Annotated in this window: 16 protein-coding genes and 1 tRNA gene; 11 read left to right on the forward strand and 6 right to left on the reverse strand. The window is 73.2% G+C overall.

The window, feature by feature from the left end:
• Positions 1-315 precede the first annotated feature (315 nt).
• Entirely contained in the window at positions 316-1839 is a 1524-nt protein-coding gene (locus AB0G84_RS09560) for a DUF2079 domain-containing protein (RefSeq protein WP_361317914.1), read from the forward strand.
• A 395-nt stretch (positions 1840-2234) separates the two neighbouring features.
• On the opposite strand, the gene mfd is transcribed toward AB0G84_RS09560, so the two are convergent.
• The gene (mfd, locus tag AB0G84_RS09565; RefSeq protein WP_361317916.1) at positions 2235-5834 is read right to left on the reverse strand and encodes a transcription-repair coupling factor; all 3600 of its coding nucleotides are present in this window, start codon (positions 5832-5834) and stop codon (positions 2235-2237) included.
• Positions 5835-6178: 344 nt separating this feature from the next.
• Here mfd and AB0G84_RS09570 point away from each other — a divergent pair, with 344 nt between their 5' ends.
• Positions 6179-7843, forward strand: coding sequence for an MFS transporter (locus AB0G84_RS09570; RefSeq protein ID WP_361318553.1), 1665 nt, complete (start codon positions 6179-6181; stop codon positions 7841-7843).
• A gap of 84 nt (positions 7844-7927) precedes the next feature.
• Here the strand turns inward: AB0G84_RS09570 and AB0G84_RS09575 are convergent, their stop codons facing one another.
• The 4 genes from AB0G84_RS09575 to AB0G84_RS09590 all read right to left on the reverse strand — a co-directional run bounded on the left by AB0G84_RS09575 (position 7928) and on the right by AB0G84_RS09590 (position 14071).
• Positions 7928-8890: a cellulose-binding protein gene (locus tag AB0G84_RS09575; protein WP_361317918.1), complete on the reverse strand. Its 963-nt coding sequence runs from the start codon at positions 8888-8890 to the stop codon at positions 7928-7930.
• Positions 8891-8986: 96 nt separating this feature from the next.
• Positions 8987-9922: an LCP family protein gene (locus AB0G84_RS09580; protein ID WP_361318555.1), complete on the reverse strand. Its 936-nt coding sequence runs from the start codon at positions 9920-9922 to the stop codon at positions 8987-8989.
• Positions 9923-10172: 250 nt separating this feature from the next.
• Positions 10173-13058 carry an SUKH-4 family immunity protein gene (locus AB0G84_RS09585; protein ID WP_361317920.1) on the reverse strand — a complete coding sequence of 962 codons (2886 nt, stop codon included), beginning with the start codon at positions 13056-13058 and terminating at the stop codon, positions 10173-10175.
• 5 nt (positions 13059-13063) lie between these two features.
• On the reverse strand, positions 13064-14071 hold the full coding sequence (locus AB0G84_RS09590; protein ID WP_361317922.1) for an HNH endonuclease: 1008 nt from the start codon (positions 14069-14071) through the stop codon (positions 13064-13066).
• Between the two features lie 298 nt (positions 14072-14369).
• Here AB0G84_RS09590 and AB0G84_RS09595 point away from each other — a divergent pair, with 298 nt between their 5' ends.
• The gene (locus AB0G84_RS09595) at positions 14370-14882 is read left to right on the forward strand and encodes a YwqJ-related putative deaminase (protein WP_361317924.1); all 513 of its coding nucleotides are present in this window, start codon (positions 14370-14372) and stop codon (positions 14880-14882) included.
• A gap of 8 nt (positions 14883-14890) precedes the next feature.
• A complete protein-coding gene (locus AB0G84_RS09600) occupies positions 14891-15442 on the forward strand; it encodes an SUKH-3 domain-containing protein (RefSeq protein ID WP_361317926.1) in 552 nt (183 codons plus the stop codon).
• Between the two features lie 55 nt (positions 15443-15497).
• On the opposite strand, the gene AB0G84_RS09605 is transcribed toward AB0G84_RS09600, so the two are convergent.
• Complete coding sequence (locus tag AB0G84_RS09605) at positions 15498-16970, reverse strand: histidine kinase (RefSeq protein ID WP_361317928.1); 1473 nt, start codon at positions 16968-16970, stop codon at positions 15498-15500.
• Between the two features lie 155 nt (positions 16971-17125).
• On the opposite strand from AB0G84_RS09605, the gene AB0G84_RS09610 reads away from it, so the two are divergent.
• The 7 genes from AB0G84_RS09610 (at position 17126) to AB0G84_RS09640 (ending at position 22826) form a co-directional block, all read left to right on the forward strand.
• Positions 17126-17992 carry a hypothetical protein gene (locus tag AB0G84_RS09610; RefSeq protein WP_361317930.1) on the forward strand — a complete coding sequence of 289 codons (867 nt, stop codon included), beginning with the start codon at positions 17126-17128 and terminating at the stop codon, positions 17990-17992.
• A 12-nt stretch (positions 17993-18004) separates the two neighbouring features.
• Positions 18005-18079: transfer RNA gene (locus AB0G84_RS09615), tRNA-Gln, on the forward strand.
• Positions 18080-18218: 139 nt separating this feature from the next.
• A complete protein-coding gene (glmU, locus tag AB0G84_RS09620; protein ID WP_361317932.1) occupies positions 18219-19676 on the forward strand; it encodes a bifunctional UDP-N-acetylglucosamine diphosphorylase/glucosamine-1-phosphate N-acetyltransferase GlmU in 1458 nt (485 codons plus the stop codon).
• 72 nt (positions 19677-19748) lie between these two features.
• Positions 19749-20723: a ribose-phosphate diphosphokinase gene (locus AB0G84_RS09625; protein ID WP_361317934.1), complete on the forward strand. Its 975-nt coding sequence runs from the start codon at positions 19749-19751 to the stop codon at positions 20721-20723.
• 192 nt (positions 20724-20915) lie between these two features.
• Positions 20916-21509, forward strand: coding sequence for a 50S ribosomal protein L25/general stress protein Ctc (locus AB0G84_RS09630; RefSeq protein WP_361317936.1), 594 nt, complete (start codon positions 20916-20918; stop codon positions 21507-21509).
• A 121-nt stretch (positions 21510-21630) separates the two neighbouring features.
• Positions 21631-22221, forward strand: coding sequence for an aminoacyl-tRNA hydrolase (gene pth / locus AB0G84_RS09635; protein ID WP_361317938.1), 591 nt, complete (start codon positions 21631-21633; stop codon positions 22219-22221).
• 80 nt (positions 22222-22301) lie between these two features.
• On the forward strand, positions 22302-22826 hold the full coding sequence (locus AB0G84_RS09640; RefSeq protein ID WP_361317940.1) for a hypothetical protein: 525 nt from the start codon (positions 22302-22304) through the stop codon (positions 22824-22826).
• The last annotated feature ends 21 nt before the right edge of the window (positions 22827-22847 follow it).

Here is a 22847-nt window from a genome sequence, read left to right on the forward strand (position 1 = left end):
TCCACCGTGGACCTCGCCCTCGAGGTGCTGCCCGCCGCCAGAGGCCTGGACCCCGAGGCCGCCCGGACCTCCTTCCGGACTCCGTGCGCGGGAAGCTGACCCTCGGAAACCCGCGCCCCCGACGACTCCCCTCCCCCACTCACCCGGCCCCCGGCCCGGTGCCACGCCCCCGCGGTACCGGGCCGGGCGGCGTACTGCCCCGGGAACGGACGGCCCTGATGCGGCGTCTGAACCACTGGACCGGCCCGCCCGCCGGCCCGCCCGATCCGGCAGGTCACGTATCTTTCCGGCAGTTGAGAGTGAGCGAGGACCCTGATGGACACGGCCGCAGCATCGGCTGGGGGCGTCCCGGGGCGGATCCTGGGCGAGGACGGCACCACCGTGCCGCGGCCCCGGACCGCCGACGCGGCCGCCGACGCGATATCCCCCGCCGCACCGGGACCGCTGCGGCGCGCCGCCCGGCACCTGGAGGAGCGGACCGCGCCACTGCGCGCCGCCCGTCTGGACCCCTACTGGACCGCCGGGTTCTTCTTCCTCTGCTACGCGCTGCTGTCGCTCACCCGCTTCCGCGACATGTCCATCTCCTCCTGGGACCTGGGCATCTTCGAGCAGGCCGTACGGGGCTACGCCCACTTCGGGGCGCCGATCGTCGACCTCAAGGGCCCCGGCACCAACATCCTCGGCGATCACTTCAGCCCCGTCCTGATCGTGCTCGCCCCCCTCTACCGGCTCTTCCCCTCCGGGCAGACGCTGCTGATCACCCAGGCCGCCCTGTTCGCGCTGTCCGTCCTCCCGGTCACCCGCGCCGCCGCCCGCTACCTGGGCCGCTTCCCCGGGCTCGCCCTCGGCCTCGCGTACGGCATGTCCTGGGGCGTGCAGAAGGCCGTCGACTTCGACTTCCACGAGATCGCCTTCGCGCTGCCGCTGTTGGCCTTCGCCCTCGAAGCGGTGCTGCGCGGACGCTGGACCGCGGCGGTGTGCTGGGCCGCGCCGCTGGTGCTGGTCAAGGAGGACCTGGGCGTCACCGCCGCCACCATCGGCGCGCTCGCCCTGCTCCGCACCCGGCGGGCGAGCCCCCTGCCGATCGCCCTGGTCGCCTTCGGCCTGAGCGCCACCGCCCTCACCCTCGGCGTGCTGATCCCCGCCTTCAACGGCTCGGGCTCGTACGACTACTGGAGCAAGTTCGGGGCGGACGGCGGCGGCGCCACCATCCCCCTCGACACCGCGCTGCGCACCACGTTGTGGGTGCTGCTCCCCACCACCGGCCTGCTCGCCCTGCGCTCCCCGCTGCTGCTGGTCGCGCTGCCCACCCTCGGCTGGCGGTTCCTCTCCCACGAGCCGCACTACTGGGGCATCGACTGGCACTACAACGCCGTCCTGATGCCGGTGGTCTTCTTCGCCCTGATCGACGCGCTGCCGCGGGTCCGCGTCGCCACCCGCCCCTGGCTGCGCTCCTACGCCCACCACCTGCCGGCCGCCGTGCTGGCCGCCGCCCTGGCACTGACCACCGCGCTGCCGCTGTCCCGCCTCACCGACGCGACGACCTACCGCACCCCGCCCGGCGTCCCCGCCGCCGAACGGCTGCTGGACCGGATACCCGACGGCGCGACCGTGGAGTCCGACATCCGCCCGCTGAGCCGGCTCACCGGCCGCACCCGGGTCTTCTGGACCGGCGACACGGGCGGGCTGGCGCCCGACTACATCGCCCTCCAGCTCCGCGACAACGGCACCGCGCGCCAGGCCCTGGCCGACGCCGCCGTCCGCCACCCCCGGTCCACCTATGTCGTCCTGGGGGGCGCGGCGGACCTCCTGGTGCTGCACCGCACGTCTGCCGGGTGACTTCCCACGTGGTCGGCCCCCGCCGTGCCGTGCCCGCCTTCGGCGGGTGGGGGGTGTTTTCGCCTTCGGCGGGAGGGGTGGTGGGGCGGGGCCGCCCCGGGGTGGGTGCCGGGGCCGGACCTCCGGGTGCGGCGCCCAAGCCCGGGGAGCAGTGCAAGGACCAGGTGCGCGGCAGCGCACCTGGTCACCTTCTCTCCCCACCGGGGCGGGGCCCCGTTCGCGTACGGAAGGGGGCGGGCCGGAGGGGCCTGTGGTGTGGACGTAAAGCGAAGCAGTCCACACCACAGGCCCCGGAGGGCCGCCACCGGCACCCACCACCCACCCGGGGCCCCGCCCCACAGCCCCCTCCCGCCGTAGGCGGGCACGGTACGGCGGGAGAGCCAGCTACGTGGGGATCACCCCAGGATCGTGGTGAGGAACTCCCCGACCCACGCCAGCAGTTCACGGCCGACCAGCGGCTTGCCGCCGATCTTGCCGGTGGTGGGGCGGGGCACCAGGATCTGCTGGGTGGCCGGCTTGAGGACCGTGCGCGGGTAGAGCCGCTTGAGGCGCAGCTCCTGGGACTCGCGCAGCTCCACCGGGCCGAAGCGGATGTTGCTGCCCTGCAGGGTGATGTCCGCGACGCCGCAGGAGCGGGCGAGCATCCGCAGGCCGGCGACGAGCAGGAGGTTCTCGACCGGCTCGGGCAACTTGCCGTAGCGGTCGGTGAGTTCCTCGCGGACGGCGGCGATGTCCTCCTCCGTGGCGGCCGAGGCGATCGCGCGGTAGGCCTGTAGGCGCAGCCGCTCGCCCGGCGCGTAGTCGTGCGGGACGTGCGCGTCCACCGGGAGCTCGATCTTGACCTCCAGCGGCGGCTCCTCCTCCACGCCGCCTTCGAGGGAGGCCCGGTAGTCGGCGACCGCCTCGCCGACCATGCGGACGTAGAGGTCGAAGCCGACGCCGGCGATATGGCCGGACTGCTCGCCGCCCAGGAGGTTGCCCGCACCGCGGATCTCCAGGTCCTTCATGGCGACGTACATACCGGCGCCCATTTCGGTGTGCTGCGCGATGGTCGCCAGCCGCTCGTGGGCGGTCTCGGTCAGCGGCTTCTCCGGCGGGTAGAGGAAGTAGGCGTAGCCGCGCTCCCGGCCCCGGCCGACCCGACCGCGCAGCTGGTGCAGCTGGGAGAGGCCGAAGTTGTCGCCGCGCTCGACGATCAGGGTGTTGGCGTTGGAGATGTCGATGCCCGATTCGACGATCGTGGTGGAGACCAGGACGTCGAACTTCTTCTCCCAGAAGTCCACCACGACCTGCTCCAGTTGGGACTCGCCCATCTGGCCGTGCGCGGTCTGGATGCGAGCCTCGGGGACGATCTCGCGCAGGCGGGCGGCGGCCCGGTCGATCGACTCCACGCGGTTGTGGATGTAGAAGACCTGGCCCTCGCGCAGCAGTTCACGACGGATGGCGGCGCCGATCTGCTTCTGCTCGTAGGGGCCGACGAAGGTCAGGACCGGGTGGCGCTCCTCGGGCGGGGTGGTGATCGTCGACATCTCGCGGATGCCGGTGACCGCCATCTCCAGGGTGCGCGGGATCGGGGTGGCGGACATCGTCAGGACGTCCACGTTGGCGCGGAGCTTCTTGAGCTGCTCCTTGTGCTCGACGCCGAAGCGCTGCTCCTCGTCGACGATGACCAGGCCCAGGTCCTTGAACTTGGTCTCTGAGGAGAACAGGCGGTGGGTGCCGATGACGATGTCGACCGAGCCGTCCCGCAGGCCCTCCAGCGTCGCCGTGGCCTCGGTGTCGGTCTGGAAGCGGGACAGCGCCCGGACGTTGACCGGGAACTGGCCGTAGCGCTCGGTGAACGTGCCGTAGTGCTGCTGGACGAGGAGGGTCGTCGGGACCAGGACCGCCACCTGTTTGCCGTCCTGGACGGCCTTGAAGGCGGCGCGGACCGCGATCTCGGTCTTGCCGTAGCCGACGTCGCCGCAGATCAGCCGGTCCATCGGGACCGACTTCTGCATGTCCTCCTTGACCTCGGCGATGGTGGTGAGCTGGTCGGGCGTCTCCGCGTACGGGAAGGCGTCCTCCAGCTCGCGCTGCCAGGGGGTGTCCGGGCCGAAGGTGTGGCCGGGGGCCGCCATCCGGGCCGAGTAGAGCTTGATGAGGTCGGCGGCGATCTCCTTGACCGCCTTCTTGGCGCGCGCCTTGGTCTTGGTCCAGTCGGCGCCGCCGAGCCGGTGCAGCGTCGGGGCCTCGCCGCCCACGTACTTGGTGACCTGCTCCAGCTGGTCGGTGGGGATGTAGAGCCGGTCGCCGGGCTGGCCGCGCTTGGCGGGGGCGTACTCGACCAGGAGGTACTCGCGGGTGGCGCCCTGGACCGTGCGCTGCACCATCTCGATGTAGCGGCCCACGCCGTGCTGCTCGTGGACGATGAAGTCGCCGGCCTGGAGGGTCAGCGGGTCGATGGTCTTGCGGCGGCGGGCCGGCATCCGGGCCGCGTCCTTGCCGGCCGCCTTCTGGCCCGAGAGGTCGGTCTCGGTCAGGACGGCGAGCTTGAGCTGCGGGGCGATGAAGCCGTTGTCGAGGGAGCCGCAGGAGACATGGACGACGGACGGCGAGATCTCGGGGAGGTCGGCGTCCAGGCGGGCGGGGATGCCCTCGCCGCCGAGGACCTCGGCGGTCCGGGCCGCCGGGCCGTGCGCCTCGGTGAGGTAGACCGTGTGCCAGCCGTCGGCCAGCCACTGCTTGGTGTCGGCCAGCGCCCGCTGGGTGTCGCCGCGGTAGGTCTCGGGGGCGCGCATGCCCAGCGTGAGGGTGTCGCCGTCCTCGGCGGTCGGCTCCTCGCCCGGCGCGCCGGGCCCGAGGTCGCCGGCGGAGAACTGGCTCACCGACCACCACATCATGCCCAGCTCACGGGCCCGGTCGCGGACGTCGGCGATGCCCCACAGTGAGGCGGCGCCCACATCGATCGGCGCCGCGCCGGCGCCCGCCGGGGAACGGCCGTCGTCCGTGGACATCGCGGCCGCCGCCCAGGACGCCTGCAGGAACTCCTGGCTCGTCGCCACCAGGTCGGCGGCCCGGGTGCGCACCCGCTCGGGGTCGCAGACCACGGCCATCGAGCCCTTGGGCAGCACGTCCAGCAGCAGCTCCATCTCGTCGACCAGGACCGGGGCCAGCGACTCCATGCCCTCGACGGCGATGCCCTCGGCGATCTTGCCGAGGAGTTCGCCCAGCTCCGGGTGCTGCTCGGCGAGCGCCGCGGCGCGGCCGCGGACCTCCTCGGTCAGCAGCAGCTCCCGGCACGGCGGCGCCCACAGGCCGTGTTCGGCGATCTCCAGGGAACGCTGGTCGGCGACCTTGAAGTAGCGGATCTCCTCGACGTCGTCGCCCCAGAACTCGACCCGGAGCGGGTGCTCCTCGGTGGGCGGGAAGACGTCCAGGATGCCGCCGCGGACCGCGAACTCACCGCGCTTCTCGACCAGTTCGACGCGGGCGTAGGCGGCCGCCGCCAGCCCGTCGACGACCTCTTCGAGGTCCGCGGTCCGGCCGCTGCGCAGGCTGACGGGCTCCAGCTCGCCCAACCCCTTGACCTGCGGCTGGAGCACGGAGCGGATCGGCGCGACGACCACCGAGACCGGCCCGGCGGTCGGGTCGTCCGGGCTGGGGTGGGCCAGCCGGCGCAGCACCGCCAGGCGCCGGCCGACGGTGTCCGAGCGTGGGGAGAGCCGCTCGTGCGGCAGCGTCTCCCAGGACGGGAACTCCACGACGGAGTTCTCCTGGCCGGCGGGCATCAGACTGCGCAGCGCCGCGGCGAGGTCCTCGGCCTCCCGGCCGGTGGCGGTCACCGCGAGTACGGGGCGCTGCGCCGAGCGGGCCAGCGCGGCGATCACGAACGGGCGGGCGGCCGGCGGACCCACCAGATCGACGTGCGGACGGTGTCCGTCGGCCGCGGCCTGCACCGCTTCGGCGAGCGCCGGATCCCGTACGACGGCGTCGAGCAGACCTGTCAGGCTCATGAAAGGCTTCCGTCCCAGCAAGCGAGGCGAACAACGCGAACAGCCCGCGGCGTGGCACGGGCGGGTTGCCCACGATACGCCCGACCACCGACACGCTGCCGCCGGAGCGGACCGCCCCCGGCGGCGCCCCGTCCCGTTCCCCGTGCGGCGGGCGCGGCGCACGCCGGGGGCGTCCGGATGCCGGGAAACGCCGTTCCGCATCCTGGCCGCGCATGGTTGGCTGTGCCGGGAACCGTGCCCATTACACACAACCGGGCCAGACCCACGGAGGGGGAACCGTGCGCCGCACCGCCAAGGACAGTGACAGCCCCACGGAACGGGGGCCGGGCGACGGCCGCCCCCCGATACCGGGCGCCGGCGGGACGGACACCCGCCGGCGCGGCCCGGTCGTCGCGGCCCTGATGCTCGGAATGGCGCTGGCCGCGCTGGACTCCACGATCCTCGCCACCGCCGTCCCCCGGATCGTCGGCGACCTCGGCGGCTTCTCGGTCTTCTCCTGGCTGTTCTCCGGCTACCTGCTAGCGGTCACCGTCACCCTGCCCGTCTACGGCAAGCTCTCCGACACCTTCGGCCGCAAGCCCATCCTGATCACCGGCATCGTGCTGTTCCTCGCCGGCTCGCTGGCCTGCGCGAGCGCCTGGAACATGGCGTCCCTGATCGCCTTCCGAGTGCTGCAGGGGCTGGGCGGCGGCGCGCTCCAGGGCACCGTGCAGACCATCGCCGCCGACCTGTACCCGATGGAGCAGCGCCCCAAGATCCAGGCGAAGCTCTCCGGCGTGTGGGCGGCCTCGTCGGTGGTCGGGCCCGGGCTGGGCGGGCTGCTCACCACCTACGCCGACTGGCGGTGGATCTTCCTGGTCAACCTGCCGGTCGGCCTGGTGGCGCTGTGGCTGATCGTGCGCTGCTTCACCGAGACCGGGCACCGCCCCGCCACGGCCCGCCGCACCCGGGTCGACTGGCCCGGCGCGCTGGCGATCTTCGCCTGCGGCGGGCTGCTGCTGACCGCGCTGGTCCAGGGCGGTGTCGCCTGGCCCTGGCTGTCCACCCCGTCGCTGCTGCTGTTCGCCGGCAGTGCGGTGTGCGCGGCGGCCACCGTGCTGATCGAGCGGCGCGCCGCCGAACCGATCATCCCCGGCTGGGTCTGGCGCCGCCCCACCATCCGTGCGGTCAACCTCGCCCTGGGTGCGCTGGGGCTGCTGATGGTCGCCCCGACCGTCTTCCTGCCCACCTACGCCCAGGCGGTGCTGGGCCTGGGGCCGACCGCCGCCGGGTTCGTGCTGTCCGTGATGACCCTGAGCTGGCCGGTGTCGGCGGCCCTGAGCAGTCACGTCTACCGCCGCATCGGCATCCGCAACTGCGCGATGCTCGGCACCGGCGGCGCCGGGCTGGTCCTGCTCGCCTTCCCGCTGCTGCCCTACCCCGGCGCCGCCTGGCAGCCCGCGCTGGTGATGCTGGCACTGGGCGGGGCACTCGGCCTCTTCCAACTGCCGCTGATCATCGGTGTCCAGTCCTCGGTGGGCCATGCGGAGCGCGGCACCGCCACCGCCGCCATCCTCTTCTGCCGCCAGGTCGGCCAGTCCGTCGGCGCCGCGCTCTTCGGCGCCGTCGCCAACGCCACCCTCAACTCCCGCCTCGCCGACGCCCCGAGGGACATCCGCACGGGGCTGCCCGACGACCTCGACGCGGTCTCCCGCGCCCTGGAGCACGCCGGCGCGCTCACCGCCCACACCGCCGACTACCTCCGCCGGGCGGTCGCCGCCACCGTCGACCACGTCTACCTGGGCGCCGCGGCGGCCGCCGGGCTCGCCCTCGTCGCGCTGGTGCTGCTGGCCCCGCGGCACTTCCCGGTGCACGCCGAAGCCCGGGCCGCCGAAGCCCGGGCCGCCGACGCACACACCGGCGACGGGCGCACCGGCGACGGGCGCACCGAAGCGGGCGGCCCGGCCGGTACGGGCGAGGGCGACGACGGGAGCGAGGCCGGCGGGGCGCAAGCCGGGGGCAGGGCGTAGCCGGGTTGCCGGGCCCAACCGGGGTGCACGGCGTACCGGCGGGCGGGATGTGCCGGCGGAGAGGGCGTACCGGCAGGCGGGCCATCAGCGGCGCGGCCGGGGCACCTCGGTCTCCACGGTGTCCTCCTCCTCGGGACCGCCGGCGGTGCCGGCGCCGCCGGTCTCCGCCAGCGGGGCCTTGCCGGTGAGCGCCGCCAGGCTGTTGCGGACGTGTGCCATATGGGTGCGCAGCTCCTGGCGTTCCTCGTCGTGCTCGCGCAGGATCCGCTCGGTGGCCCGCTCGGTGCGCTCCACCTCGACCTTCGCCCGCGCCAACAGCCCGGCGCCGCGGTCCTCGGCGTCCTCCTGCCGGTGCCGGGCGGCCTCCTCGGCCTCGGCGTAGAGCCGGCGCTGCTCGGCGAGTACGGCCTGCCCCCGGGTCTGGAGCTCCGCGACGAGCTGGTCCACCGCCGCCTCCCGCTCGGCGAGTTCCCGCCCGGCGGCGTCCCAGGTCTCGGTCTGGTACTTCTCCTGGTCGCGCAGCAGCTCCTCGGTGTGCCGCTCGGTCTCCGCGAGCCGCTCGGCCGCCGCGCAGGTCAGCTCCCCGGCCTCCTTGGTGGCCGCGGCCACCAGCCGCGTCGCCTCGCCCTGCGTCCGCTCCTCGGTCCGCCGGGCCAGTTCGTCCGCCTCGGTGCGCAGCGCGTACGCCGCCTGGTCCGCAGCGTCGCGGACCTCGCGCCCGTACCGGTCGGCCCCGTCCCGCAGCTGCTCGGCGGCCTCCTCCGCCTCGGTGCGCAGCCGCTGCGCCTCGGACTCGGCAGTGGTGAGGATCAACCGGGCCTCGCTGCCCAGGGATTCATAGGTCTGCGGCGGCAGCTTCGCCAGGAAGAGCCGCAGTTCGCCGAGTTCGGCCTCCATCTCGTTGCACAGCACGGTGAGCCGCGCGGCACGCTCCCAGCAGGAGTCGCGGTCGACCGAGAGCCCCTCGTAGCGGCGGTCCACGTCCTCCGGCCGGTAGCCCCGCCCTCGTACCGTCTCGAACCCGTGAGGCGAAACCGGTGCACTCATCCCTCAAGCCCCTCTGTGCAGTTACGCGCTGTTCTTCGGATCGACTGCGGACCCGGGTCGTGCGGCACGCCGACCGGCCCACCGCACCAGGATGCGTCATTTATCGGCAGAAGTCGGAATTGGATCATCGTTGCGCAGCGACTGGAACAACCGCTTCGCCCCGTTTTCATCCCACAGCAGGACCGACCCGGCGCCGGGCACAAAGACACCGGGCTGCCGCACCGGCACCGTGGCCGCCGCGCCGGACCCCCCGGAGATCCGCCGCATCGACCAGCCCATGTCCAGCAGCTGCGCCATCCCCGCCCGTTGGTCCACGGTCAGCGCCGCCACCGAGGCGTCCAGCACCCGGGTCAGCCGCGGCGGGTCCAGATACACCGCGGGGGCGGTCATCGCGTCCGCCACCGCGCCGATCAGCTGCCGCTGCCGCTTCACCCGTCCGAGGTCCCCCTGTGGGTCGGTGTACCGCGCCCGGGCGTACGCCAGTGCCTGGGCACCGTTCATCCGCCGGCAGCCGGCCGGGAAGTCCGCGCCCGACTTCTGGTCCGTCAGCGGCCTCTGAAGGCACAGCCGGACGCCGTCCAGCGCGTCCACGACCTGCACCAGCCCCAGGAAGTTCACCTCGGCATAGCGGTCGATGCGCAGCCCGGTGGCCTGCTCCACGGTCCGGGTCAGCAGCTTCGGACCGCCGTCCGCATACGCCTCGTTGATCTTCCGGCTGCCGTGCCCCGGGATCGGGACGTAGCTGTCGCGCGGGAGGCTGACGAGGTACGGGCCGTGCGCACCGGAGTGCAGCACCATGATCGTGTCGGTGTTCCGCACCTGGTTGTTGCCAACGTGCAGCTCGGTGCGCTGGCGCGGGGTCAGCCCGGAGCGGCTGTCGGACCCCACCAGCAGCCAGTTGGTGCCCCGGCCCGCGGCTGGCCGGCCCGGATAGTCCGCCAGCGCGGCGGTGTGCCGCAGCTGCCGCCCGGCCCGCATGGACAGCCCGGCCCCGGCCGCCGCCACCAGGACCACCAGCACCACCAGCGGCACCAGCAGACACACCAGCCAGGACCACCGGCGGCGGCGCGCCGGTCCCCGTGCCCGCACCGGGGGCCGCCTGCGGTGCCGCCACCGCGGCCGCCCCGCCCGGTAGAGCGTCGTCGTCGACGACGCCGGCCACGACGGAGGTATCGGACGGCCCATATACGCATGGTCCAGGCGCCCGACCCATCCCGCAGGTCGAGCGCCCTGACCAGGCACGATTACCGCAGAGCCGGCGCGGTATCCGGTGTGCGCCGGGCTACAGCAGCCCGTCCCACATCTGCTCCAGCAGCACCGACCACCAGGTCTCCGGCGAGCCGAGCGCCGGCGCGTCCAGGGCCACCAGCTGCGCCTGGAAGTCGACGGTCCAGCGGCCCGCCTGCTCCGGCGTCAGCCCGTAGCGCAGCCGCCACATCCGCCCCAGCATCGCCAGACAGCGCACGAACTCCGGCAGGCCGGAGTTGACGAACTGCGGCGCGGCCCCGGCGCCCGCGGCGGCGCCCTCCAGCGGCACCGCCACGATGTTCGCGGTCCCGTACTGCACACACAGCTGACGGCCGAAGTCGTTGCCCATCACCAGGTACGAGCCGGCGTCCGGCGCCGGCTGCACCCCGCGCTCCGCCGCCAGCTCCGCCAGCGTCGGCACCGGGCGGTGCGGCTGCGCCTGGGCCCAGAAGAACGGCCCGAATTCGACCGGCAGCCCGGCCCACACCAGCATCTGCGCCACCACGTCGGGCACGCCGTGCCGGGAGACCGCCCGCTGGTCGAAGCGGAAGATCGCCTGCGGCCCGAAGGCCTGCTCCAGCTCCTGCCCGATCACCTGCGGCGGGACCGGCGGCATCGGCTGCACCTGCGAGGGATGCGGCAACGGCACCCGCACCGGCGCCGGCCGGGCCGGACCGTCGGCGACCTGGTGCAGCTCGCCCTGGTGCTCGACGAGGTGCCGCACGCCCTGTTGGCGCGAGGCGTGGTCCCGGCCGTACGCGGCGGTGTGGCTGATCCGCACCTGCGGCCAGTTGTCCCGGATCATCCGGGCGCAGTAGCCGCCGGGCAGGTCACAGCACTCCAGCTCGGTGTGCAGCTCCAGCACCTGCTGCGGCGGGACGTTCATCCCGCGCAGCTCGTGCAGCAGCTGCCACTCCGGGTGCGGCGTACCGGGCGCCGAGCGGCGCACGATCTTCTGCTCCGAGCCGTCCGGGGCGCGGTAGCTGAGCACCGCCATGTAGCCGGGGCCGACCGTCGGCTGCCCCGTGGGGGCCTGCGGATAGCCGTACGCACCGGGGGCGCCGGGCGCCCCCGCGCCACCGGGGCCCTGGGCACCGGCCATCCCCGGCGGGGGACCGGGCACCCCGGGGGGCGGGGCGCCGGGGCCCGGGGCGGGAGCCGGCGGCGGCATGCCGGGGACACCGGGCGCGCCGGGACCGGGCGGGCCGGGCACCGCGCCACCGGCGAGCATCGTCGCCGCGGCGTGCACCCCGCCGGCACCGGGACCACCCTGCGCGGGCGGCGTGGGCGGCGGAGGCGGACCTGCCTGGCCGCCACCGGGCACACCGGGCTTGCCGGGCGGGCCGGGCGGCTTGGGCGCACCGGGCACACCGGGCGGTGGGGGCGGCGGCACCCCGGGGCCACCGGGGCCGCCGGCCGGACCGCCGACGCCGCCGGGGCCGGCCTGCAGCGCGGCACCGTCGGCGAGCATCGTCGCCGCCGCATGCACCCCGCCACCGGGACCGCCGCTGCCGGGAGCCGGACCGCCGGACGGGGCGCCACCGGACGAGGCATCGCCGGCCGGAGTCCCGCCGGAGGGCCCGTCGGACGACGCCCCTCCCGGGCCGCCGGGCCCGTCCACCGCACTGAGGTCGAGATCGGCGGCGTCCAGCTGCGAGACCAGCTGCGTCGGCACATAGCCGCCGGCCGGCGCACCGGGGCCGGACGCGGCCGGGCCGCCGGACGTCGCCGGGGCGGCCGCCGCGCGGTCCGCCGGATCCTGGGGCCCGCCCGCCCGGCCCGCACCGGGCACACCCGGGGGCGGGGGCGGGCCCGCGGCGGCGTTGCCGGGCAACGACGAGCCGTCGGCAAGCATGGTCGCCGCGGCGTGCACCCCGCCCCCGCCGGGACCGCCCTGCACCGGCGGCGCGGGCGGCACCGGCGCGCCGGGACCGGCCGTCCCCGGCGGGGGCGGCACATCGGCGGCCGGCGGGCCGGACGGCGGCGGCAGGTCCGACAGCCCGGGAGCTGCCGGCGGCGCGGACGGCATTGGCGGCGGCAGCGGCCCGCCGGCGGGCGCACCGGCCGGACCGCCGGCGGGCGCGGCCCCCTCCGGCAGGTCCAGTGCGGGCGCCACCTGAGTACGCGGCAACTGGCTGCCGCCCTGCAGGAGTTCGGTCTTGGCCTCGGGCCGGGAACGCGGTGCGTCCGCCGCCCCGTCCTCCCCGTCGAACCCGGCCAGCGGCGGCGCGAAGACCGTCTGGGGCAGCCCCACGGAACGGTCGTCCGCCCCCTGGTCGGTGCCGGTGGTGTCCGCCGCGGCCCAGCCGGAGGCGTCACCGGCGCCACCCGGGGCGCCCGACGGCCCGGCACCGGTCTGCGCACCGGTGTCGCCGGCGCCGTTGACGCTCACACCGGCCCAGGCGTCCGGGGCCGCAGGGGCGGGCGGGGTGGACGTGTGCACCGGCTCCGCCGGGGCGGGCGCCGCCGGCGCCACCGGGCCGGTACCGGCCCCCGTCCCCGCATCGCTCCGCCGGTCCGCAGCACCCCGCGCATCCGCCGCCTGCTGCAGCCACTCCGGCGGCGTCAGCAGGAACGACGTGGCCTCCAGGTCGATCCGCTGCGGCGGCGGCTCGGCGGCGCCCGACCCACCGTCCACCGGCGTGCCGTACTCCTCCTCGTACCGGCGGATCACCTCACCCACCGGCAACCCCGGCCACAGCGTGGTCTCCCCGCTGTCCCGCGCGATCACCAACCGGACCCGGCCGCCGCCCGGTTCACCGGACGCCGCATCCGCCGCCGGGCCGCCCTCCCGGTCCTCCGCCCAGCACACAAAGCCCAGGTCGAACTCCCGCACCCGCACCTCGCGCTGCTGCGGCGCCGGCACCTCGCCGTTCACCCAGCGCTCCGCGCGCTCCTGCGCCTGCGCATACGTCACCATCGCGCTCAGCCCCCCACCGGAACGGCATACGCGAATCCGCCGTCCACCATCAGGTCCGCCACCGTCTCCAACTCCGGCGGATTGCCCGCCAACCGCTCCAGGAACTCGTCGAAATCCGCGCCGCAGGGCAGCAGCAGCCGCTCCACCCGCTCCTGCACCGTCCAGCCGTCCTGGTCCCGGGCGTCGTCGTACGGGCAGAACCACACCGAGCCCACCGCCTCGCCGCGCACCTTCACCGCGACCACACCCCCCTGGACGAACACCACGCCCAGGTAGTCCTTGGTGACGTGGTCCCGCAGGCACTTGTTCACGTACACCAGGTCGTTGACCGCCGCGTCATCGCGCACCGAGAAGAACGGCTGGTCGACCAGCAGCCCCAACTCCGCGTCCAGCGCCGCCCCGACGGGCGCACAGCCGCCCGCCGCCTTCAAGAACGAGCGGTAGGCGCCCGGCAGTCGGTAGCCGAGCGTCTCCTCGGCCTGCGCCACCTGCTCCTCACCCACCGCCAGATCGCGGTGCGGCAGCCCGAAGTGCGCCGGCCGGGTCTCCTGCAACGGCCTGGTCCCCCGCTTGTCGTGCGCCACGGGCGCCGTCGCCAGCCCGCCGTGGTGCCGCAGCAGCGCCTTCACCTCGACCGGGATCAGCTCCATCCGCCGCGTACCGGCCACGTGATGCCAGGTCCAGCCGTGCGGGGTCGCCACGGCCGGCACATCTATCCACAGCTCGTGGCCCTGGGCGTGCAGCGCCGCGTTCGCCGACACATAGTCGGTCAGCCGCAACTCGTCGACGCCGAAGCCCTCCGGCGGCTCGGCGATCTCCGCCGCGGCCCGCGCATACGGCGTGAACTCCGGGAAGCCCCGCTCGTCCATCCGCACCCCGGCGGGGTACCGTGCGGCACGCACCGGGTCCGGAAAATGCACGACCTGCCCGGCATAGGCCGAATTCGGTGGCGCGGCATGTCCCGCCGCCTGGGGGCCGGGAGGAACTCCCAGCCCTGGCCGACCTGACGTCATCGCGGTTGCCCCCTGGCTGAAGCTGGCTTTGAGGCACAGCCTAAGCCGTGCCGCAACAGCCGCCCGCGCCCCGTCCCCCCGCACGTCAGCCCCGCGACACACCGACGTCACCCACCGCCGCACCACCTACGAGCCCCCCCGCGCACCACCCCGCTCACCAGCCCCGTTGACCGCCGACCGACACCCCGTCAGCTCTTCGTGATCTCTGCGACAGGCCGTCCGACTACCGGAACACCCAGCACATTTGGCAGTCTGATCCCCCGCAACCGGGGGGATTGCAGGGAGGGAAAGCAGCACCATGAGCACCACCACACGCCACGGCAGCGCCGCCGGGGACCCTCGCATCGGCTGGAGCGGCACCGCCGACGCCGACCGCGCACCCACGCTCCACCAACGCCGCGACGGCATCCTCCCCACCATCGGCGCTGCCCTGTCCGTACGCGGACAAACCCTCACCTGCACCGCGGGACGCGGCGAACAACCCCCCGCCCTGCACCCCCTCGTACAGGACTTCCTCGACACCCTCGCCACCGGACAGCGGGAACGCTTCACCGGCCGGTGCCCCGAGGCCGTCCTGCTCTCCCGACACCTCACCGCCGTCGAAGGCAGCCGCTCCAAGCGCGCCTCCCGCAAGCCCCTCACCAACGGCGAGGCCCGCCGCGCCCTGAGACACTCCAAGATCACCGCACGTCACATCCGCGAGGACGGCGACCCCCAGCACGGCAGCTACGCCCCACCCTGCCGCTCCTGCGACGCCCTCCTCGCCCACTTCGGCGTCATGCCCGTCGGCGCGACGCCCACAGGAAGCTGACCGCCACCATGTCGCCCACCACCCCCGGCCCCCGCACCCCCACCCACGACCGCACCGACTCCACCCGCTTCCCCGCGGCCGTGGACGTCGCCCTCCAGAACGCCGGCTGGCAACCCGGCCGCTGGGACATACACCAGGCCGAACACTGGGCCGACGCCCTGCGCGCCCACACCTCCCCCGCCGGCCACCGGCACACCGTCTTCCCCACCGCCGTCGAAGCCTGGGCTGAGTTCGGCGGCCTGCACATCGCCGGCGCTGGCCCCGGCCGCCACATCGCCCCCACACCCTTCGTGATCGACCCGCTGCACGGCCTCCACCTCGCCCGTACCCTCGGCGACCTCGGCCGCGCCCTCGACACCGACGTCGCCCCCCTCGGGCGCGAGGAACTCACCGACCTCAACGGCACCGTCTACACCCAGGCCACCCTCGCCATCGACGCCGAAGGCCGCGTCTACAGCCTCGACCACACCGGCGACTGGTACCTCGGACCCGACATCGACGCGGCCCTGGGCACACTGGTGCTGGGCACCCGGCCCAGCCGGCTCGGCGTCGCCGGCTGACGCGACCGGGCCGCCCGCCCCACGGCGGCGGCCCAGCACGCTCCGCCCGGCGGACTCAGCCCGCCGGCACCGCGGCCGGCACCACCGCCGAGACCCGGAAGCCCCCCGCCTCCGTCGGCCCCGAGACGAACACGCCCCCCAGGGCCGTCACCCGCTCCCGCATCCCCACCAGACCGTTGCCACCGCTCGGCAGCCCCGCATCCGCCGCACCGCTCTCCACCGGCCCGTTCTCCACCTGCACCGCCAACTCACCGTCCCGGTGCGCCAACCGCACCCGCGCCCGGGCCCCCGGCGCATGCTTGTGCACATTGGTCAGCGCCTCCTGCACCACCCGGTAGACCGCCTGCTCCACCCCCGGCGCATACCGACGCCCGCCACCCCCGGCCGACTCACCCTCCCCGTCCCCGGATCCGTCTACGGACCCGTCCCCGGAAGCGTCTACAGCCCCATCGACCGAAAGCTCCACCACCATCCCGGCCGCCCGGGACTGCCCCACCAGATCCCCCAGATCGGCGAGCGAGGGCCCCTCCCCGTCCGGCTCCACCACCCCCGCGGCAACCGCCCCGCCGGCCGGCGCCTGCGCCGGCACCGACGACCGCACCACGGCCTGCGCCTTCGCCCCGGCCCGCGACGCCACCTCCGCCAACCGCTCCGGCGCATCCGCCCCCGCACCAGGCCGCACCGCCGCCCCATCGGCCGTCCGCAGCACCCCGAGCATCTCCCGCAGCTCCGTCAGCGCCTGCCGGCCCATGTCACCGACCAGCACCGCATTCCGCGACGCCTTCTCCGGATCCTTCAGCGCCACCGCCTGCAGCGCCGCCGCATGCACCACCATCAGACTCACCCGGTGCGCCACCACATCGTGCATCTCCCGCGCGATCCGGGTCCGCTCCTCATTACGCGCCCACTCCGCACGCTCCTCGGCCCGCTCCGCCAGCAGCGACAACTCCCGCTCCAGACCGTCCGCCCGCTCCCGCAGACTCTCCACCAGCCGCCGCCGGGCCCCGATGTACAGGCCCCACAACACTGGCGGGGCCGTCAGCACCAGCCCCACCGCGAGCGCCATCACCGGCACGAACCAGCCCGGCGGATGGAAGTCCTCCTGCGTGGCCACGTCCTGCCGCAGACCGAGGAACGTCGTCACCAACGTCCCGGTCACCGTCATCCCCACCAGCAGCGCGATGACCCGGCGCGGCAGGTCCGACGCGGCGAGCGTGTACAGCCCCACCACACTCAGCAGCCCGCCCATCTCCGCGGGCATCACCGCTATCGACACCAGCACCACGGCCACCGGCCACCGGCGCCGCACCAGCAGCACCGAACCCACCAGCAAGCCGAGCAGCACCCCGGCCACCTCCGGCAGCCGCGCCTCACCCGCGAAATTGACGCCCTCGACCGCACACTCCACCGCGGACGCCACCGCCAGCAGCACGTCCAACACCGCGCTCCGCCGCCGGGCCCACCACCACGGCCCGCTCACCGGCGCACCCCGCGCACCCACACCTTCGCCTGCCCCCGTCGTGGTCATACCGACCAGCCTACGGGCGCCCGCCGGGGATCCCCCTAAGAGTTGCCACGCCGAGGTCTGACCCATTACAAGCCCTTACCGCCGGTTATCCCCCGAAGTGCGGAATCGCCCAGCTTTTCCCCGCCTCACACACCCGTACGCGACACGCTGTTCCCATGCCGAACACCCATCGGGAAACCCCCGACCACGCCGCGTTACGCCCCCAGGCCGTCGCCCTGCGCCGCGCCGGCCTCAGCCGCCGCCAGATCCGCGACCGCCTGGGGGTGCCCGACGCCGCCCTGACCCGCCTCCTGGAGGGCGAACCGCCGCCCGAGTGGACCAAGCGCCCCAACGCCAAGGACGACCTGCGGGCGAAAGCCCGCGAGCTCCGCCGACAAGCCTGGACCTACGACCGGATCGCTGCGGAGCTCGGCGTGTCCAAGAGCTCGGTCTCGCTGTGGGTCCGCGACCTCCCCAGGCCGGAGAGGTCCCCGGAATCGCTGCACCGGATGCGCGAGGCTCGCTGGGCGCCGTACCGCGAGGCGCGGGACCGGCAGCGGGAAGAGGTCAGGGCCAGGGCCGCGAGCGAGATCGGCGCCCTCTCGGACCGGGAGCTGCTCCTCACGGGCGCGGCCCTGTACTGGGCCGAAGGCGCCAAGCGCAAGCCGCACGACCCGCGCGAACACGTCGCCTTCGTCAACAGCGACCCGGGCGTGATCCGCACCTTCCTGGCCTGGCTACGCCTGCTGGGCGTGGAACCGGAGCGCATCGGCTACCGCGTGATGATCCACGCCACGGCCGACGCGGGGGCCGCGGAGCGCTACTGGGCCGATCTCGTGGGCGTCGACGTCGCGACGCTCCAGAAGACCACGCTCAAGAAGCACAACCCGAAGACCAACCGCAAGAACACCGGCGAGCACTACCACGGCTGCCTGGTGATCAGAGTGCTGCAAAGTGCGGAGCTATATCGTCGCATCGAAGGCTGGTGGTACGGCATAGTGTGGGGTGCCACGCAGGGCAGGCCGGACGAATGTCCGACTTGACCCAACTTGCTATCCCCTGTGGTGTAATTGGCAGCACTGAGGCTTTTGGTGCCTTATGTCCGGGTTCGAGTCCTGGCAGGGGAGCCACACCACCCCATCCGCTTCTCCCTACTTCTCCGGGTCCTGACCACCAGGTCAGGACCCGCCCGCGTTTCGGCTGCAATACGCACCGGTATCCTTCGGGTGACCACCACCCGAAGTAGCCAAGAAGCCGAAGGGCATCCCCGTGAGCGCCAACCGCCCGGCAGCCGTCGTCGTTCTCGCAGCGGGTGAGGGAACCCGCATGAAGTCGGCGACCCCAAAGGTCCTGCACACCCTCTGCGGCCGCTCCCTCGTCGGACATGTCGTCGCAGCAGCCCGTGAGCTGGACCCCGAGAATCTGATCGTGGTCGTCGGTCACGCCCGTGAGCAGGTGCAGGGCCACCTGTCCGAGATCGACCCGGCCGCACACACCGCCGTACAGCACGAGCAGAAGGGCACCGGCCACGCGGTCCGCACCGCGCTGGAGGAGCTCGGTGACCGCGGTGTGGCCCTCGACGGCACGGTCATCGTGGTCTGCGGCGACACCCCGCTGCTGACCGGCGACACCCTCCAGCGGCTCAGCACGACGCACGCCGCGGACGGGAACGCCGTGACGGTCCTGTCGGCCGAGGTGCCGGACGCGACCGGTTACGGACGCATCGTGCGGGACGGGGCCTCCGGCGCCGTCACCGCGATCGTCGAGCACAAGGACGCGTCCGAGGCCCAGCGGGCGATCCGGGAGATCAATTCCGGGGTGTTCGCCTTCGACGCCCGCCTGCTGGTCGATGCGCTGGGCAAGGTGCGCACGGACAACAGCCAGGGCGAGGAGTACCTGACGGATGTGCTCGGCATCGTGCGGGAGGCCGGGCATCGGGTGGGGGCGGCCGTGGCGGCCGACCACCGGGAGATCCTCGGGATCAACAACCGGGTGCAGCTGGCCGAGGCGCGCCGGCTGCTGAACGAGCGGCTGCTGGAGCGGGCGATGCTCGCCGGTGTGACGGTCGTGGACCCGGCGTCGACGTGGGTGGATGTGTCGGTGACGTTCGAGCAGGACGCCGTGGTGCACCCCGGTACCCAGCTGCTGGGGACGACGCATCTGGCCACGGGCGCCGAGGTGGGCCCGCAGTCGCGGCTGGCGGACACGTCGGTGGGCGTGGATGCGGTGGTGTCGTTCACGGTGGCCGATGGTGCGCGGATCGGCGCGGGGGCGCAGGTGGGTCCGTATGCGTATCTGCGTCCGGGGACGGATCTGGGTCCGAAGTCGAAGGCCGGTACGTACGTGGAGATGAAGAACGCGTCGATCGGTGAGGGCACGAAGGTGCCGCATCTGTCGTATGTGGGGGATGCGACCATTGGTGAGTTCACCAATATCGGTGCGGCGAGTGTCTTTGTGAACTACGACGGTGAGGCCAAGCACCACACCACGGTCGGTTCGCATTGCAAGACGGGGTCGGACAACATGTTTGTGGCTCCGGTCACGGTCGGGGACGGCGCATATACAGCGGCCGGCTCGGTGATTACCAAGGATGTGCCCCCGGGTTCGCTGGCGGTCGCGCGCGGCCAGCAGCGGAATATCGAGGGCTGGGTCGCGCGTAAGCGGCCCGGAAGTGCCGCCGCGCAGGCTGCTGCGGCTGCTCGCCGGGAGTCGGAGGGCGAGCAGTGATCGTGCAACGGGTCCGCCGTGCGGGGCGTACCGTGATGAGCGCAGGCAAACTGTGATTCGAGGAGATTTGCTGTGACCGGGATCAAGACGACCGGCGAGAAGAAGCTGATGCTCTTCTCCGGCCGCGCCCACCCCGAGCTGGCGGAGGAGGTCGCGCATCAGCTGGGTGTGGGGCTGGTCCCGACGAAGGCTTTCGACTTCGCCAACGGTGAGATCTATGTCCGTTATCAGGAGTCGGCGCGTGGCGCGGATTGCTTTTTGATTCAGAGCCACACGGCTCCGATCAATAAGTGGATCATGGAACAGCTGATCATGATTGATGCGTTGAAGCGGGCTTCGGCCCGGAGCATCACCGTGGTCGTTCCGTTCTACGGTTATGCGCGTCAGGACAAGAAGCACCGTGGCCGTGAGCCGATTTCCGCGCGGCTGATCGCCGATCTGATGAAGACCGCGGGTGCGGACCGTGTGGTGACGGTGGATCTGCACACGGACCAGATCATGGGCTTCTTCGACGGCCCGGTGGACCACCTGTTCGCGCTGCCGGTGCTGGCCGACTACGTGGGTGCGAAGGTCGACCGGGACAAGCTGACGGTGGTCTCGCCGGACGCGGGCCGGGTGCGGGTGGCCGACCGCTGGTGCGACCGGCTGGGTGCGCCGCTGGCGATCGTGCACAAGCGGCGCGACAAGGACGTGGCGAACCAGGTCACGGTGCACGAGGTCGTCGGTGATGTGAAGGGCCGGGTGTGTGTCCTGGTCGACGACATGATCGACACCGGTGGCACGATCTGCGCGGCGGCCGACGCGCTGTTCGCGAACGGTGCGTCCGATGTGATCGTGACGGCGACGCACGGTGTGCTGTCGGGTCCGGCCGCGGACCGGCTGAAGAACTCCAAGGTGAGCGAGTTTGTGTTCACCAACACCCTGCCGACGCCGTCGGAGCTGGAGCTCGACAAGATCACGGTGCTGTCGATGGCGCCGACGATCGCCCGGGCGCTCCGTGAGGTGTTCGAGGACGGTTCGGTGACGAGCCTCTTCGAGGAGCAGTGAGGCGTGCGGTGAGCTAGGTCCGCACTGATCGACTTTGGGGCGGCCTTCCCGCCGGGTAGACTCGTGGAGTTGCTCGGCGAGGGAGGCCGCCCCTGTGTGGTGGTGCTCCGTTATCGACGCGCTCTTCGTAGCAGGTCTGTCGTGGGCCGGGTGACGCCCACCAGATGTTTCTGAGATCACGAGGAGTGCGTCATGGCTGAGATCAAGCTTGCCGCCGAGGTCCGTTCCGACTTCGGCAAGGGTGCCGCCCGTCGCGCGCGGCGCGAGAACAAGGTCCCCGCGGTGGTGTACGGCCACGGTGCCGACCCGAAGCACGTGGCGATCGACAGCCACGCGCTGATGATGGCGCTGAAGACCCCGAACGCCCTGATCCGCCTGGAGTTCGACGGCCAGTCCGAGCTGGTCATCCCCAAGGACGTGCAGCGTGAGGCGATCCGTCGCTTCCTGGTGCACGTGGACTTCCTGGCCGTGAAGAAGGGCGAGAAGGTCGCCGTCGAGGTGCCGATCGTCGTCGAGGGTGACCTGGCCCCGGGCCAGCACGTGCTGGAGCACGTCCTGAACGCGCTGCCGGTCGAGGCCGAGGCCACGCACATCCCGGAGTCGGTCACGGTGTCCGTGGAGGGCCTGGACGCCGGTGCTTCGGTGCTGGCCAAGGACATTGCGCTGCCGTCCGGCTCCTCGCTGGCCGTCGAGGAGGACGCGGTCGTGCTGCAGGTCATCGCGGCGCAGGCCGAGGCTCCGGCCGAGGAGGGCGCTGAAGAGGGCGAAGCGGGCGCCGAGGCCTGATTCCCCTTCCGGGGAGGGCGCCGGCGGTCTCCGTCGTGGGCGCGCCCCGGTGTGTTTCGCTGTGACCGTCGTTCCGCGCTGCTGCGCGGGGCGACGGTCGCGTCGTTGAAGGAGCGTGCAGATGACGGATGCAGTCAGCCCGTGGCTGGTGGTGGGGCTGGGCAATCCCGGTCCTGAGTACGCCGGCAACCGGCACAATGTGGGGTTCTTGGTAGCCGATCTGCTCGCCGAGCGGATGGGGGGCCGTTTCAAGGCGCACAAGGCGCGGGCGCAGGTGGTGGAGGGCCGGATCGGGCCGCCGGGTCCGGGCAGCCGCCGGGTGGTGGTGGCCAAGCCGTCGTCGTTTATGAATCTGTCGGGCGGGCCGACGACCGCGCTGCGGGATTTCTACAAGGTGCCGGTGGCCAATATCGTGGCGATCCATGATGAGTTGGACATTGATTTCGGTGCGTTGCGGCTGAAGCTGGGGGGTGGCGACAACGGCCACAACGGGCTGAAGTCGATCACGAAGTCGCTGGGTGCGGAGTACCACCGGGTGCGGTTCGGGATCGGGCGGCCGCCGGGGCGGATGCAGGTGGCGGACTTCGTGCTGAAGGATTTCTCGTCGGTGGAGCGGCGGGAGCTGGACTACTTCGTGGACCGGGCGGCGGACGCGGTGGAGACCCTGATCGTGGACGGGTTGGAACGGGCGCAGGGCACGTACAACTCCTGAACGGGACAGCGCGGGTCAGGCCCTGACGAATGGTCGTCGGAGGTTGACCGGGCGCCGGTGGATGGCCAAGTATCGCCGCCATGCCCAGAACCAGTACGCGCACCAGTTCGGTCCGACGCAGTCGTAGCCGGAGGCTGGGTGAGAGCGCCTTCGGGCTGCTGCTCGTGGCCAGGACCGGGGTGATGGGTCTGCTGGCGCTGCTCCTGCTGGTGGCGGGGGTCTGGACGTCGTGGAACACCGCGCAGTACGCGATGCTCGTCAAGGCGGAGGGCCGGGGCACGATGACGGTGTCGTCGTGCACGGAGGAGACGTGCACCGGCCCGTACGTGCCGACGGCGGGGAAGGGCGGGCCGCGGGCGAAGGTGTCGATCGCCGCGGGGGCGGCGCCGGACAAGGGCGAGCGGGTCGAGGTGGTGCTGAAGCCGGGCACGGCGCATGCGGTGCGGACCGGTGCGGCTGGGGTGCTGCACGCCTGGGTGCCGTTCGCGGGGGCGCTGTTGCTGGCGGCGCTGGTGGTGGCCGGGGGGATGCGGCTGCGGCGTACGGCGTGGGTGATGGGGCTGCTGGGCGCGGTGCTGCTGGGGGCGGCGTTCGCGGCGATGTAGCCCGTGGTGTGCGGCCCTTGT

Source organism: Streptomyces sp. NPDC020742 (genome assembly GCF_040641675.1).
Classification (GTDB): Bacteria; Actinomycetota; Actinomycetes; order Streptomycetales; family Streptomycetaceae; genus Streptomyces.